The following is a 14,380-nucleotide window of genomic DNA, read 5'->3' on the forward strand; positions in this document are numbered from 1 at the left end:
CAAGGTTACACAAAAACCGTGTAGGAGCTGACGAGTGAAACGAGGCTGCGATCTTTTGATCTTGCTTCAAGACTCCAGATCAAAAGATCGCAGCGTGCCGTAGCGCCTACAGGGATGCCGCAGGCTTGCGCGCGATAATCACCTGACTCTTGGCCACCACCGCATCCAGCGCCTGCTTGATCTGCGCGCCGCGCGGGGAATCCAGCACCGCTTGCCAGGTATTGGCCCAGTGCTCGAGCATCGGGTGATCGGGGTTGCTGAGATCGACCTTGGCTTCCCAGAACAACATCATCCACATCGACCAGTAGAAGCCATATTTACTGTGGCTGATGATCTCCAGCCCGGCGTCGCTGACCATGGCCTTGAACTGGTCTTCGCTGATAATGCGTATGTGATTGGGTTTCTGGAAATACTCCGGCGCGGCGATGTCCTTTTGCAGGTCCTCGGAGCTGGGATGCGGCACGCTCAGCAGATACAAAGCGCCCGGCTTGCCGACACGCACCAGTTCGGCGAGAAACTGCGCGGGATCATCAACATGCTCGATCACCTCGGTGGAGACCACACGCGTCGCCGTTGCGTCGGCGATCGGTAGCGGGTTGCAGTCGGTAATGTGGCATTCGATGTCCCGGGCCGGGGTGTCGCTCAGGCGCTGGCGGGTGGCTTCGACCTTGGCCGCATCGATATCGGCAAGAATGATCTTCGCCCCACGCATACCGCAGAAGTGCACGTTGCCGCCATCACCGCAGCCGACATCAAGCAACGTATCGTCGGCACTCACAGGGAATCCCGTGTACAGCTCGTGGGTCGCCTGGTTGTACCAGCCGCTGAGTTTCGCGTCGTAAAGGCCGAGCGAGTACGGATCAACCTTGTCGGCAACCGCAGCGACCGGTTCTGCTGCAGGCTGTGCAGGCGCTGTCGCCGAGAGTTTCTTCAAAAAGCTCAGCATGAGGTGGCTCCGGGTGAGGTAACTGCAGTTCGGGAGGTGCCGAGGCGCTTGACCAGTGCAGCACCGCGATTGCGCATCGGCATTTCGACCACGCGGTAGTTGAGTTCGCTGAGGAGCGCGATCAGGCCAAAGGCAATCAGCATCGTAATGATGGGATGTCCGGCGGGGCTCGGCAGGCCACTGCTCTGCAAGCGAAAGATCAGTTCACGCACCAATAGATACGCCGGAATGTGAATGAGGTAGATACCGTAGGAGCGGCTGCCGATCCATGCCAGCAACCGCTGCAAGCGTCCGGCAGGCATCAGGTAGTCACAGTTGTACGAGGCGATCCAGACCAGCAGCGCACTGAGCACGGCGATCGAACCGATCCGATAATTGGCCAGGGTAAAACGGTCGGTGGCCATGAAGCTCAACAGCGCTCCAATGACCATCAACGCTGAAATGCCAAGCCATGGTCGGCGCAAGAACGAGGGCTGCCAGCGCTGAAAACCCGGCTGCGCACTCCACATCGCCAACAGCACGCCAAGGGCCAGCGCATCGGTGCGTACTACCATCAGCAAAGGCGTGCGCACAGTCAGAATCTGCACCGCCACCAGCGCCAGCAATGCCCAGACCAGGTGTCGGCGAAACAACAGGATCAGCAACGGAAAGAGCAGGTAGAACTGCTCCTCCAGCGCCAGGCTCCAGTAGACGAAACTGCTGCCGTATTCGTATTGGAAAAAGCTGTCGGCGAAGCGGAAATTGGCGTATTGCAGCACCCCGGCCAAGGTCGCCTGAAGATTGGCGGATAGCGTGCCGAACGCACCGGACCGGTTGAAAAACACACAGGCCAGCAGGATCACCGCCAGCCATAACCAGGCCGAAGGCAACAGGCGAAAAGCCCGGCGCAGCCAGAAATGGCGCACCTGTTGCCAGCGCTCCTGACCCGTCGTGCAGCCTTGCAGCACCGGGATCAAGCTGCGGGCGATGACAAAACCGGAGATCGCAAAAAACAGGTCGACGCCCCACCACGTCTGCGCCCATTCGTGGATCCGGGCAAGCGACGGCACCGGGTCAGTGAACAGATTGTCCGGCAAATGGTGGAACAACACCGCGAGCACCGCGACCGCACGCAGGACTTCAACGTCCATGATGCGCTTGGCGTTCATGCTTGGGGGGCTTCCAAGGCAGCCGCACGATGCTCGAACAACTGCGTCAGAAACCCTCGCAAACGCTGTTCAGCCACAGTCTGGCTGCAGAACGCCTGCAAACTTACGACTGCCTGCGCCGACATCTCGGCATAGCGCTGCGGCTGGTTTTTCGCGACGTCGTAACTGGCCCGATAGGCCTCGCACAATGAGCTCCAGTTGGTCACATAACGCAGGGTTCGGAAGGCTTTGCGCGGGTCGTGGGGCCAGGCTGTCAGCTCGTCGGTGGACTCGATGAGAAAGGCATTTTCCGTGCTCAGGTAATCGATCATCGCCGTGGTACGCGGCGCCACCGCCGGCTTGCCGCAGGACATGAATTCCATCAGCGGCAGACACTGACCTTCGCCGTAGGAGGTGTTGACCACGTACCGCGTGGCCTGCACCAGTTGCTCGTAGTCCGGATCGGCGAGGTAACCGTAGATCAGAACGATGCGGCAACGGTAAGACTGGTTTTTGTACAAATGATGGAGGATATCGCTGAGCGCTTCTTCGGCGTCGTGGTGAGTGAGCTTGAGCACCAGCGTCGCGTCTTCGACATCGCGAAAACTAACGCAAAAAGCGCTGAGCATGTCTTCCCAGTTCTTGCGCCCGTCACCGGGATTGAACACCGAGGTATAAACCACGCCGTCAAGCACCAGCGTCTGCTCGGAGGCCGGCGCGGCGAAGTCGATGCCGTCGCCGCTGCGCAGGTGCGCCGGCCCGAATGCATTCAGATTGAGGGTGCGGCTGTCCGCGACCAGACCTTTGATCGTCAGGCTGTAGGCGGTGGCCAGGGCTTGCTCGGGCATTTTCGCGCCACGGGCAGCAAAGCGGTCCCAGACCGGCGCCGGCACCGCGACGATCGGGTACTCGGCACCCATCGCCTCGTGCACGGCATTGACCGTGTAGCTGGAGTGGGTGATCGCTGCGCCACAGGCATGCAAGACGCTACGCCAGTCATTGCGCGGCTCGCCCGCAAAGGCTTCATTGGGGATCGTGCTGAACTCCCACGCAAACACCGGCAGCGTCGGACAGGCCAGGTGAACGGGAGTGCGATGCGGCGGCGAGAACGACAGAAACACGCAGGGCTCGCCACGGCTCAGACATTCCAGATACAGAGCATCGACTTCTGTCTGCGGATCGGCCACTTCCACGACCCGACCGATGCGTTCGAGCACCGGACGATACTCCTTGAGCACGAAGTAATAGCTGTACTCCGAACGCCCGAGGTTCTGCGCAATGGTGTGCCGGTTGGTTTCCGAATGAATGATGATCAGCATGAGGCGTTATCCGTCACAGGCGCAGCATCGGTGGGGCCTGCTGTCAGCGCAAAGAACTCCGCGAGCCGTTTGCGCACCGGCGCGAAGGCGCAGTATTGCTGCATGCGCGCGACGGCGGCGGCAGACATCCGCTGATACTCCTGCGGCCGGGCCTTGGCCATTCGATAGCTGTTTTCGTAGGCGCTTTTCAGCGAGCCCCAGTCGGGGCGGTGCCGCAGCGTGCGGTAGATGATCCGCGTGTCCTGCGGCCAGATCGTCAGCTCTTCACTGGACCTGACCACGAACGCCACCGAGTCATCGATGTAATCTTCCATCGCCGTGTGATCGGGGGCGATCACCGGTTTACCGCTGGACATGAACTCCATCAAGGGCAGGCACAGCCCTTCGCAGCGTGACGCGTTGACGTAGAAACTGGCCGCCTGATAGAGCCTGGCGTACTGCGCGTCGTCGAGGTAACCGTGCATCACCACGACCCTACAGGCGAACGGCGTGAGTTGCGCCAGCAGGGTCATCAACTCGCTGTAATAGGACGCCAGATCATTCTGGGTAATCTTGAGCACCAGCGTCGCGTCGGGCGTTTCGCGGAACGCCCAGCAGAATGCGCTGATCAGTCGATGCCAGTTCTTGCGGCCATCCTTGGGATTGAATACCGAGACGTACACCACACCCTCGACTGTGGTTTCGACCACCGATGAGGTGTCCGGCAGATCGAGTGGCGCCGGTTCGATCACGGGCACCGGCGCAGCGCCGCACACCTCAGGCCAACGCTGTTGCAGCCAGCCATGCAAAGCGTCCGGCAGCAGATCGCGAATGCCCTCCCAGTACCAGTTGTGCAGAAATTTCACCCGTGGCACTGGTTCCACCTGCTCGTGTCCCAGATCCAGCACCCACAGGCGCAGATAATGTCGAGCAATGACCAGTCGGCGTTTGAACGTCAACGGTGGCGGGCGCGCGGCTTCAATTGCTGCGGCCAGTGCAGCCTGCTCTTCAGGGCTGATTGGCGTTGGGATCAGCGCATCGGCTGACAGGCCGAGGGTGCGTGAATCGAAAATACAGCCCTTGATCGCCAGTGCAGTCCCGGAATTGACCGGCATGGGTTGGTGTTGCTGACGAATCGTTGCGAAGCTGTCCCACAACGGCGTCGGCAAAACCAGCACCGGGAACGCTTCGCCCATGGCGCGGCGGATGGCCGCTGCCGTGTGGCTCGACAGAGTGATGACCCGGCCGTGGCGCGCGAGCATGCGTGTCCAGTCCTGACGCGGATCGTCGTCCCACTGTTCATCGGGGATCGAATCGAACTCCCAGGCCACCACGCAAATCGTCGGGCATTCCAGATCAACCGGGGTCTTCTGCGGTGGGGTGAAGGACAGGAACACAGTGTCTTCACCTGCGGCGAGCAATTGCCGGTAAATCACATCGACGTCGGCGACAGATCCGGCCACGTGCACGCGCCCCAGGCTTTCCAGCACCGGGCGATAGGCTTTGAGGACAAAGTAATAGCTGTATTCCGGACGCCCCAGACTGGCACTGATGGAGCTGTCGTTGACGTCCGAGTAGAGAATGAAATTCATGGCATCCCACGATGAAGCGCCATCCCGGCGACTTCATGCTATGACGGCCGCGCGTCGGATCGGGTCGGCAGGGCCGGCACTCGTCCGTCATCATCGGGCACGTCTCTGTTCTTGTTTTAGTGGTCAGTTTCACCCCGCGTCGCGGCGTCCGGAAAACAATCGGCCAACTCGCGACGAAGGCCATTCTAAACACATCCATCGCGAGTCCGGGAACCGCCGGGCGAGAATAAATCGGACTATGCTGACGAGAACTGACCAGTCACGGTTTGCCCGGTTGAAATTGCCGAGCAATTGGCACAGATTGGCAACCAAACAACTACAACAACGGCTTCGCCTGCTGTTTGCGCGGATATTCCCCGCTGTATTTCAAACTTATCCCAAAAGCATCCGGGAAAGCGGCGCGAGTCATGACCAAGGGGTCGCTGTTTGAAAAAACGTCTGTTCGTCACGGGCCTCAGCGGCTTCGTGGGACAACACATTCAGTCTCGTCTGGCTTCGCCGGGATCGTCGTGGGCGCTGCTGCCTGCCGCATCGGCCTACGACCTTACGAACGCCGACAGCCTCATCGACCTTTGGCCCGAGATGCCGGATGCAGTCATTCATCTGGCCGGACAGACCTTCGTGCCGGAAGCCTTTCGTGACCCGGCCCGCACCCTCGACATCAATTTCTTCGGCACCCTCAATCTGTTGCAGGCGCTCAAGGCTCGCGGCTTTGCCGGGACGTTTTTGTACGTCAGCTCCGGCGACGTTTACGGGCAAGTCGGCGAGCAGCACCTGCCGATCACCGAGCAACAACCACCGCTGCCACGCAATCCGTACGCGGTAAGCAAACTTTCAGCGGAGTTCCTCAGTTTGCAATGGGGCCTGAGTGAAGGCTGGCCAGTGCTGGTCGCACGCCCGTTCAACCACATCGGCACCGCGCAGAAGGACAGCTTCGTGATCGCCAGTGCCGCCCGGCAGATCTGCCGCATCAAACAGAGCCTGCAAGCACCGCAACTGCAAGTCGGCGATATCGACGTGACCCGCGATTTCCTCGATGTCGGCGATGTGATTCGCGCGTACTTCGCATTGCTGGAAAACGGCACACCGGGGCAGGTCTACAACATCTGCTCGGGCCGCGAGCAAAGCATTCGCAGCCTGATCGAGCAATTGGCCGATCTGGCCGAAGTCGACGTTGAACTGGTGCCGGATCCGGCGCGCATGCGTCGCGCCGACCAGCGCCGCGTCTGCGGCAGCCACGCAAAACTGGCCAACGCCACAGGATGGGCGCCAGCCACCACCACACAACAATCCCTGCGGGCGATCCTGTCCGACTGGGAGATGCGAGTACGACAAGAATGACAAAAAGTGCACTGATTACCGGGATCACGGGCCAGGATGGCGCCTATCTGGCCAAACTGCTGCTGGACAAGGGTTACAAGGTTCACGGCCTCGTTGCTCGACGCAGCAGCGATTCACGCTGGCGCCTGCGCGAGATGGGTGTCGAAGCCGACATTGTCTACCTCGACGGCGACATGGCCGATGCCTGCTCGGTGCAGCGTGCGGTAATCAAATCGGCACCGGACGAAGTCTACAACCTCGCCGCACAGAGTTTTGTCGCCGCCTCCTGGGATCAACCGGTGACCACCGGCATCGTCGATGGGCTGGGCGTGACGCATCTGCTCGAAGCGATTCGCCAGTTCAGCCCGCACACGCGCTTCTATCAGGCCTCGACCAGCGAAATGTTCGGCCTGATCCAGGCAGAGCAGCAGGACGAAAACACCCCGTTCTATCCACGCAGCCCTTACGGCGTGGCCAAGCTCTACGGCCACTGGATCACCGTCAACTACCGCGAAAGCTTCAACCTGCACGCCAGCAGCGGCATCCTCTTCAACCATGAATCACCGTTGCGCGGTATTGAGTTCGTCACACGCAAAGTCACCGACGCCGCCGCGCGCATCAAGCAGGGCAAACAGCACGAGTTGGCGCTTGGCAACATTGACGCCAAGCGCGATTGGGGCTTTGCCGGCGATTACGTCGAGGCCATGTGGTTGATGCTGCAACAGGACAAACCCGACGATTTTGTGGTCGCCACGGGCGTCACCACCACCGTGCGCGAGATGTGCCGCATTGCCTTCGATCACGTCGGCCTGAACTACCGCGATTACGTGAAGATCGACCCGGCGTTCTTCCGCCCGGCCGAAGTCGAAGTGCTGCTCGGCAACCCGGCCAAGGCCCAGCGTGTGCTGGGCTGGAAACCGAAAACCGACCTGGATACCTTGATCCGCATGATGATGGATGCGGACATGAAACGCGTCGCCAAGGAGTAGGCCATGCTGATTCCGGTGATTCTGTCCGGCGGTGCCGGCACCCGTTTGTGGCCGGTGTCCCGTGAGGGCCACCCCAAGCCGTTCATGACCCTGCCCGACGGCCAGTCGCTGTTGGGCAAGACCTACCAGCGAGCGGCGGCGTTGCTGGACGGCTGGGGCGACATCGTCACGGTGACCAACCGCGAGTATTACTTCCAGAGCAAGGATCACTATTGCGCGGCTCAGGTGTCGCGCCATCGCGGGCACTTTCTGCTGGAGCCGAGCGGGCGCAATACCGCACCGGCGATCGCAGCGGCAGCACTGTCATTGCAGGCGCTGCATGGTGACGACGCAATCATGGTGGTGATGCCGGCGGATCATTTGATCGTCAATCAGGACGCCTTGAAGTGTGCGGTCGAGCACGCAGTGAATCTGGCGAAGGACGGTTATCTGGTGACCTTCGGCGTGGTCCCTACCGCGCCGGAAACCGGCTTCGGCTATATCGAAACCGGTGCGCCGCTGGACGCCAGAGGCGCGGCCAAGGTGCAGCGCTTCGTCGAGAAACCCGACCTGCAGACCGCCACGCATTACCTGGAGAGCGGCAACTTCCTGTGGAATTCGGGGATGTTCTGCTTCACCACCGCGACGCTCATTGCCGAACTGCAACTGCACGCACCCGAGTTGCTGGAACAGACCCGCGCCTGCATGGCCGTCAGCGCACCGGTCGAAACGGTCGGCTGCCTGCAACAGGAGTTGTCGTCGACCCTGTTTGCCGAAATCACCGACATCTCCATCGATTACGCGCTGATGGAGCGCTCGGAAAAAGTCGTGGTGGTGCCTGCCGGTTTCGACTGGAGCGACATCGGTTCGTGGAGCGCGGTCGCCGCGCTGATTCCCGCCGATGCCGACAACAACCGCGCCAGCGGCGAAGCGATCTTCATCGACAGCCACAACAACTTCGTGCAGAGCGAAGGCCGGCTGGTGGCAACCGTCGGTGTGGATAACCTGATCATTGTCGACACCGCCGACGCGGTGCTGGTGGCCCATGCCGACCGTGCGCAGGATGTACGCCGCGTGGCGAAGCAACTCAAGGACAAGTCCCACGAAGCCTATCGCCTGCATCGTACGGTCAGCCGTCCGTGGGGCACCTACACCGTTCTGGAGGAAGGCCCGCGCTTCAAGATCAAGCGCATCGTGGTCAAACCCGGTGGCAAGTTGTCGTTGCAGATGCACCATCACCGCAACGAGCACTGGGTGGTGGTCGAAGGCATGGCCAAGGTCACCAACAACGGTTCCGGCACGACCCTGGTCGCCAAGAATGAATCAACGTTCATCGCCGCCGGCCACAAGCATCGCCTGGAGAACCCCGGGGTGATCGATCTGGTCATCATTGAAGTGCAAAGCGGCGAATATCTGGGCGAGGACGATATCGTTCGCTTCGAAGATCAATATGGCAGGACGGTCTGAATGCTGCTTTCCCTGTACCGCTCGCTGCACAGCTACCGTGGATTCATCCTCGGCAGCGTGCAGCGCGAGTTTCAAGCGCGTTATCGCAATTCGCTGTTCGGCGCGCTATGGCCGATTTTCAATCCGCTGTCGATGATCATTGTCTACACGGTGATCTTTTCCCAGATCATGCGCGCACGTTTACCGGGTGTGGACGACAGCATGGCCTACAGCGTCTACCTGTGCGCTGGTCTGCTGGCCTGGGGACTGTTTTCCGAAATAACCCTGCGCAGTCAGAACATGTTTCTGGAAAACGCCAACCTGCTGAAGAAAATCAGCTTCCCGAGGATCTGCCTGCCGGTGATTGTATTGATCAATGCCGGGATCAATTTCGCCATCATCATCAGTCTGTTTCTCGGTTTTCTGCTGATCACCGGGCGCTGGCCGGGAATGGCTTTGCTGGCGCTGATTCCGCTGATTGCTCTGCAAATGGTGTTCTGCGCCGGGCTGGGCATGGTCCTAGGGGTGTTGAACGTGTTCTTTCGCGATGTCGGCCAGTTGTTCGGCATCTGCCTGCAGTTCTGGTTCTGGCTGACACCGATCGTCTACCCGGTCACGATCCTGCCGGAATGGGTGCAGCGCCTGCTGCAACTCAACCCGCTGACCAACCTGTTCAGCAGTTATCAGAACCTGTTTCTCTACGGTCAGTGGCCGGTATGGAGTTCGCTGCTGCCGGTTTTCATTACTGGCGTGGTGTTCTGTCTGATCGGTCTGCGGCTGTTTCGCCAGCGCGTCGGCGAAATGGTGGATGAACTCTGATGGGACATATTCGCGTCACCGGCCTGGGCAAGGCCTATAAGCAATACCCAAACCGCTGGGCACGGCTGGCCGAGTGGCTGATTCCGTTTTCGCCGCTTCGGCATCAACAGCACTGGGTACTGCAAGATGTCGAATTCGAGATTGCTCCGGGTGAAGCGGTGGGTATCGTCGGCGCCAACGGAGCAGGCAAAAGCACCTTGCTGAAAATGATCACCGGCACCACTCAACCCACCCAAGGCAAGATTGAATTGCAAGGGCGCGTCGCAGCGCTGCTGGAGCTGGGCATGGGTTTCCACCCAGACTTTACCGGTCGGCAGAACGCAATCATGGCGGGTCAGTTACTGGGCATGCAGCTCGAGGAAATCGAAGCGCTGATGCCCGATATCGAGCACTTCGCTGAAATTGGCGATGCGATCGACCACCCGGTCCGCACTTATTCCAGTGGCATGCAGATGCGCCTGGCGTTCAGTGTCGCCACCGCCCGGCGCCCGGACATCCTGATCGTCGACGAAGCGCTGTCGGTGGGCGATGCCTATTTCCAGCACAAGAGCTTCGAACGCATCCGCAGCTTTCGCAAATCCGGCACGACGTTATTGATCGTGTCCCATGATCGCTTCGCGATTCAGTCGATTTGCGACTCGGCGATCCTGCTCAAGGATGGGCGCGTGGCCATGCGCGGCAAACCGGAGCCGGTTCTCGATTATTACAATGCGCTGATGGCCGAACGTGAGGGTCAGGTAGTACGCCAGGAAACGCTCGCCGGCGGCGAGGTGCAAACGGTCTCCGGCACCGGCGAGGCGGCGATTCTGAGCGTACGCCTGCTCGATGAAAACCAGCGCAGCATTGAGGCTGTCGAAGTCGGCCAACCGGTGGTGCTCGAAGTGCAGGTCGAAGTGCGCAAGGACATCGAACGGCTGGTGCTGGGCTTCATTCTCAAGGATCGCCTCGGCCAGATGATGTACGGTATCAACACCCACCGGCTGAACAAGGCATTGACCGATCTGCGCGCCGGTGAACGCTTCACCTATCGCTTCGCCTTCATCATGGGCCTGGGCAAAGGCAACTATTCGGTGTCGCTGAGCCTGTCGCGTCTGGACTCACATCTGGATCGCAATTTCGAGTGGCGTGACTACGGGATGGTGTTCCAGGTGATCAACAGCCGTCGGGAAGACTTCGTCGGCTGTACCTGGCTGGACGCTAAAACCACCATCAGCCGCGACACCGAGGCCCGGCCTGTCGAGCGTGCGCCATGACCCGCCTCTTGGTTGAATGCACTCACGTATTCAAACACCCCAAGATCAATTCGGGGATCCAGCGCGTGGTGCGCAACGTCATCAAGCAGCTGCCCGCCAGCGCTGACGGCGTTGAGTGCATGCCGGTGGTGGTGATCAATCGCCAGCTCTACCGCGTGCTGCAACTGGCGCCACTCGATACACCGTTCTGGAACAGCCTCGAAACCTTCGGTGAACGCCTGGAGCGCCTCGCCCATCGTTTCTGGCAGTGGCATCAGCGCCGCGATGCGCTATGCACTTCGAAACTGGCGCGGCGGCTCCTTTACGCCAGCTATCGGTTGACCCAGTTTGCCGTGCTCGGCCTGCCGATTCGGCTCGTCAGACGGATCAATCGCAGGCAGCTGCTTAAACGTTGCTCGCCGCTTCAACACCACCCGGGCGATCAACTGGTGCTGCTGGATTCATCCTGGCACTCGGACTTTTTCGCCCATGTCGAGCAGCTCAAACGCGACGGCGTCGGCATGATCGCGGTGATCTACGACCTTATTCCGCTGACGCATCCGCAGTTTTACGACACGCGGCTGGTCGAAGTTTTCAATGAGTGGTTCGCCTGGATCACCCGCACGGCCGATGGCTACATGGCGATTTCCGCCACAGTGCGTGATCAGGTGCGTGGTGAATTGCAACGCAGAATCGGTGCCGAGCAGACTGAAAAGCGCTGGTTCGATTACTTTTATCTGGGGTCCGAGCTCGATCTGCAGCACAGCCAAGCCACGGTCGAACCGCGCCTGAGTGACCTGTTCACTGCGACCGAAGCGGTTTTTCTGATGGTCAGCACCATCGAGCCGCGCAAGAACCATGGGTACCTGCTCGACGCCTTCGAACGCGCCTGGGCTGCCGGCTCGACCGCACGCTTGTGCATCGCCGGGCGTATCGGCTGGAAATGCGAGGCGCTGCTTGAGCGAATCCGCAATCATCCGGAACTGAATCGGCGCCTGTTCATGTTCAATGACCTGAGCGACACCAGCCTTGAATATGCATACGCGCACGCCAGTGCGCTGGTCTTCCCCTCGTTCGTCGAAGGCTTCGGCCTGCCGCTGGTGGAAGCCATGCAGCGCGGTTTGCCAGCGATGGGTAGCGACATCGCGGTATTCCGCGAAATCGGTGGCGAGTTCATGGCGTATTTCGATCTGCTGGATCCACAAAGCCTTGCCGATCTGATCGAAACCTATCAGCGCAGCGGACAGTTTCCCGCCGCCCGCGACGTCGCTGGCTGGCGCTGGATCGGCTGGCGCGAGGCCAGTGAGCAGTTGGCGACACGCAGCCTTGCCCATGTTCAGCAGGCCCCGCGCGTGCAAGCGAGGCCGCATGCGCATTGCTCTTAACGCCCGCATCCTGCAAGCACCGCGCACCGGCATTGGCCACTACGTCGCCGAACTGGTCAACGCCTTGCACAGCGAACCCGATGTGGACGTAAGCCTGTTTCACGGATGGGGCTGGAGTTCGGCCCTGCCGGCCGCAGCCATGCCCGGCTACTCGCGCATGACGCCATTGCTGCGGCAAATTCCCGGGGCTTATCAGGCACGCCGCTGGCTGGAGCAGAAACGTTTTGATCAGGGGCGTGCACAAGGGCTCGATCTTTATCACGAGCCGAGCCTGTGGCCCCTGGCCTTCGACGGCCCGACCGTGATCACCCTGCATGATCTGACGCACCTGCATTTTCCAGAAACCCAGCCACCAGCACGTTTGAGGGAAATCGAACGTCGTCTGGCCGCCGGCGTGGAGCAGGCGCGGGTCATTCTGACCGATTCGCAGGCGATCGCTGACGAGGCGCAGGCCTACTTCAATCTCCCTGCACAGCGATTCGTGGTGGCGCCGTTGGGTGTGGCCGAACGCTTCCGTCCTCGGCCACTTGAGGAAATCGACAGTGTGCTCAAGGCTCACGCCGTCCAGGCACGGGAATATTTCCTCTGTGTCGGCACCCTCGAGCCACGCAAGAACCTGAGTCTGGCGTTGCAGGCCCACGCCCTGCTGCCAGACGCTGTGCGCCAGCGCTTTCCCTTGTTGATTGCGGGCATGGCCGGTTGGCAGCGCGAGCAGTTCAGCGAGCCACTGCGCCAGGCATTGGCCAGCGGCCACGTGTGCCTGCTCGGCTATCTGCCCGATGAGCAATTGGCCCAACTGTTGGCCGGCGCCCGGGCGCTGATATTTCCATCATTGTATGAAGGCTTTGGCTTGCCGGTGCTGGAAGCCATGGCCAGTGGCACGCCGGTGGTGACCACCCGTTCTTCGGCGATGCCGGAAGTGGCCGGTGCGGCTGGCAACTATATTGAAGCGGACGATGCCGAGGGCCTGCGCGATGCAATGAGCCGTCTGCTTGACGACTCGCAGCATTGGCAGGCCTGCCGCGAAGCAGGATTGCAGCAGGCGCGGCTTTTTTCCTGGCAACGTTGTGCACTGGCTACGGCCGGTGCCTATCGCCAGGCCATGGGAGGTTGAATGCGCGTTCTTCATTTCTTCAAGACGTACCTGCCCGATTCGGTCGGCGGCATCGAACAAGTCATCTTTCAGTTGTGCGAAAGCGGCGCCCAGCATGGCATCGATGGGCAAGTGCTGACCCTCAGCACCAATCCGACGCCGCCTGTGGTGCAACTGGGCCAGCACGAAGTACATCGGGCGAAGCTGGATATTCAGTTCGCCTCGACCGGTTTTTCCTGGAGCGTGTTCAAGCAGTTCCGTGAGCTGGCCGCCGAAGCCGACGTGATCAACTATCACTTCCCGTGGCCATTCATGGACCTGGTGCATTTCGCAAGCGCCGTGAACAAGCCGAGCGTGGTCACCTATCACTCGGACATCATTCGCCAGAAGCATCTGCTCAAGCTCTATCGGCCACTGATGAATCGCTTCCTCGCCAGCGCCGACCGCATCGTTGCTGCATCGCCGAACTATCTGCACACCAGCGATGTGCTGCAGCAGTTTCAGGACAAGACCCGCGTTATCCCCTACGGCTTGAACAAAGCAGGTTATCCACAGCCGGATACCGAACGCATGAACCGCTGGCGCCAACAGCTTGGGGATAAGTTTTTTCTGTTCGTCGGGGTGATGCGTTATTACAAGGGCCTGCACATCCTGCTCGATGCGCTCAAAGATATCGATTATCCCGTGGTGATCGTCGGTGCCGGTCCGCTGGAGCAGGAACTGCATGCACAGGCCGCCGCGCTGGGCCTGCGCAATATTCACTTTCTCGGCCGTCTGAGTGACGAGGATAAAGTGGCGCTGCTGCAATTGAGCTACGCGATTGTCTTCCCTTCGCACCTGCGCTCCGAGGCTTTCGGGATTTCGTTGCTCGAAGGCGCGATGTACGGCAAACCGATGATCTCCAGCGAAATTGGCACCGGCACCAGTTTCATCAATATCCACAACGAAACCGGGCTGGTGGTGCCACCGAGCAATCCACAGGCCTTTCGTGAAGCCATGCGTACGCTTTGGGAAAACCCTGAGCGTGCTGCCGAGATGGGGGTCAAAGCGGAAGCGCGCTATCGGCAGCTGTTCACCGCCGATGAGATGGGTCGCAAGTGGACAGAGCTGTATCAGGAACTGCTGGCTGAAAAGGCTCTGTCCTACGCTTGAGT

12 protein-coding genes are annotated in these 14,380 nt (G+C 60.3%); 8 read left to right on the top strand and 4 right to left on the bottom strand.

All coding sequences use genetic code 11. From position 1 onward, the window contains the following. Positions 1-106: 106 nt before the first annotated feature. From AB4N41_RS08735 to AB4N41_RS08750, 4 genes are read right to left on the bottom strand one after another with little or no spacing between them, the layout of a single operon-like run. Positions 107-946 (bottom strand): class I SAM-dependent methyltransferase, encoded by an 840-nt coding sequence (locus AB4N41_RS08735; protein WP_056791048.1) that lies wholly within the window; start codon positions 944-946, stop codon positions 107-109. After that, a complete protein-coding gene (locus AB4N41_RS08740) occupies positions 940-2,094 on the bottom strand; it encodes an acyltransferase family protein (protein WP_252877157.1) in 1,155 nt (384 codons plus the stop codon). The genes AB4N41_RS08735 and AB4N41_RS08740 overlap by 7 nt, the downstream gene beginning before the upstream one ends. Next, positions 2,091-3,392, bottom strand: coding sequence for a glycosyltransferase (locus tag AB4N41_RS08745; RefSeq protein WP_252868509.1), 1,302 nt, complete (start codon positions 3,390-3,392; stop codon positions 2,091-2,093). The genes AB4N41_RS08740 and AB4N41_RS08745 overlap by 4 nt, the downstream gene beginning before the upstream one ends. Then, positions 3,386-4,963 carry a glycosyltransferase gene (locus AB4N41_RS08750; RefSeq protein ID WP_460138380.1) on the bottom strand — a complete coding sequence of 526 codons (1,578 nt, stop codon included), beginning with the start codon at positions 4,961-4,963 and terminating at the stop codon, positions 3,386-3,388. The genes AB4N41_RS08745 and AB4N41_RS08750 overlap by 7 nt, the downstream gene beginning before the upstream one ends. A gap of 426 nt (positions 4,964-5,389) precedes the next feature. On the opposite strand from AB4N41_RS08750, the gene AB4N41_RS08755 reads away from it, so the two are divergent. The 8 genes from AB4N41_RS08755 to AB4N41_RS08790 are packed head-to-tail and all read left to right on the top strand — an operon-like array spanning position 5,390 to position 14,378. After that, positions 5,390-6,304 carry a GDP-mannose 4,6-dehydratase gene (locus AB4N41_RS08755; RefSeq protein WP_460138381.1) on the top strand — a complete coding sequence of 305 codons (915 nt, stop codon included), beginning with the start codon at positions 5,390-5,392 and terminating at the stop codon, positions 6,302-6,304. Further along, a complete protein-coding gene (gene gmd, locus AB4N41_RS08760; protein WP_105704732.1) occupies positions 6,301-7,272 on the top strand; it encodes a GDP-mannose 4,6-dehydratase in 972 nt (323 codons plus the stop codon). Before AB4N41_RS08755 ends, gmd begins: the two co-directional genes overlap by 4 nt. A 3-nt stretch (positions 7,273-7,275) precedes the next feature. Continuing rightward, positions 7,276-8,718 (top strand): mannose-1-phosphate guanylyltransferase/mannose-6-phosphate isomerase, encoded by a 1,443-nt coding sequence (locus AB4N41_RS08765; RefSeq protein WP_095181176.1) that lies wholly within the window; start codon positions 7,276-7,278, stop codon positions 8,716-8,718. Next, the gene (locus tag AB4N41_RS08770; RefSeq protein WP_252868512.1) at positions 8,719-9,516 is read left to right on the top strand and encodes an ABC transporter permease; all 798 of its coding nucleotides are present in this window, start codon (positions 8,719-8,721) and stop codon (positions 9,514-9,516) included. After that, the gene (locus tag AB4N41_RS08775; RefSeq protein WP_460138382.1) at positions 9,516-10,769 is read left to right on the top strand and encodes an ABC transporter ATP-binding protein; all 1,254 of its coding nucleotides are present in this window, start codon (positions 9,516-9,518) and stop codon (positions 10,767-10,769) included. The genes AB4N41_RS08770 and AB4N41_RS08775 overlap by 1 nt, the downstream gene beginning before the upstream one ends. Continuing rightward, positions 10,766-12,133, top strand: coding sequence for a glycosyltransferase family 4 protein (locus AB4N41_RS08780; protein ID WP_460138383.1), 1,368 nt, complete (start codon positions 10,766-10,768; stop codon positions 12,131-12,133). The genes AB4N41_RS08775 and AB4N41_RS08780 overlap by 4 nt, the downstream gene beginning before the upstream one ends. Further along, entirely contained in the window at positions 12,117-13,247 is a 1,131-nt protein-coding gene (locus AB4N41_RS08785; RefSeq protein ID WP_073470831.1) for a glycosyltransferase family 4 protein, read from the top strand. Before AB4N41_RS08780 ends, AB4N41_RS08785 begins: the two co-directional genes overlap by 17 nt. Beyond that, positions 13,248-14,378, top strand: coding sequence for a glycosyltransferase family 4 protein (locus tag AB4N41_RS08790; protein ID WP_280036297.1), 1,131 nt, complete (start codon positions 13,248-13,250; stop codon positions 14,376-14,378). It begins immediately after the preceding gene. Positions 14,379-14,380 lie beyond the last annotated feature (2 nt).

Source organism: Pseudomonas sp. S2_A10 (genome assembly GCF_054668465.1).

Coding starts and splice junctions, on each gene's coding strand:
- AB4N41_RS08735 (WP_056791048.1), bottom strand. CDS start 946: ATGCTGAGCTTTTTGAAGAAACTCTCGGCGACAGCGCCTGCACAGCCT.
- AB4N41_RS08740 (WP_252877157.1), bottom strand. CDS start 2,094: ATGAACGCCAAGCGCATCATGGACGTTGAAGTCCTGCGTGCGGTCGCG.
- AB4N41_RS08745 (WP_252868509.1), bottom strand. CDS start 3,392: ATGCTGATCATCATTCATTCGGAAACCAACCGGCACACCATTGCGCAG.
- AB4N41_RS08750 (WP_460138380.1), bottom strand. CDS start 4,963: ATGAATTTCATTCTCTACTCGGACGTCAACGACAGCTCCATCAGTGCC.
- gmd (WP_105704732.1), top strand. CDS start 6,301: ATGACAAAAAGTGCACTGATTACCGGGATCACGGGCCAGGATGGCGCC.
- AB4N41_RS08765 (WP_095181176.1), top strand. CDS start 7,276: ATGCTGATTCCGGTGATTCTGTCCGGCGGTGCCGGCACCCGTTTGTGG.
- AB4N41_RS08770 (WP_252868512.1), top strand. CDS start 8,719: ATGCTGCTTTCCCTGTACCGCTCGCTGCACAGCTACCGTGGATTCATC.
- AB4N41_RS08775 (WP_460138382.1), top strand. CDS start 9,516: ATGGGACATATTCGCGTCACCGGCCTGGGCAAGGCCTATAAGCAATAC.
- AB4N41_RS08780 (WP_460138383.1), top strand. CDS start 10,766: ATGACCCGCCTCTTGGTTGAATGCACTCACGTATTCAAACACCCCAAG.
- AB4N41_RS08785 (WP_073470831.1), top strand. CDS start 12,117: ATGCGCATTGCTCTTAACGCCCGCATCCTGCAAGCACCGCGCACCGGC.
- AB4N41_RS08790 (WP_280036297.1), top strand. CDS start 13,248: ATGCGCGTTCTTCATTTCTTCAAGACGTACCTGCCCGATTCGGTCGGC.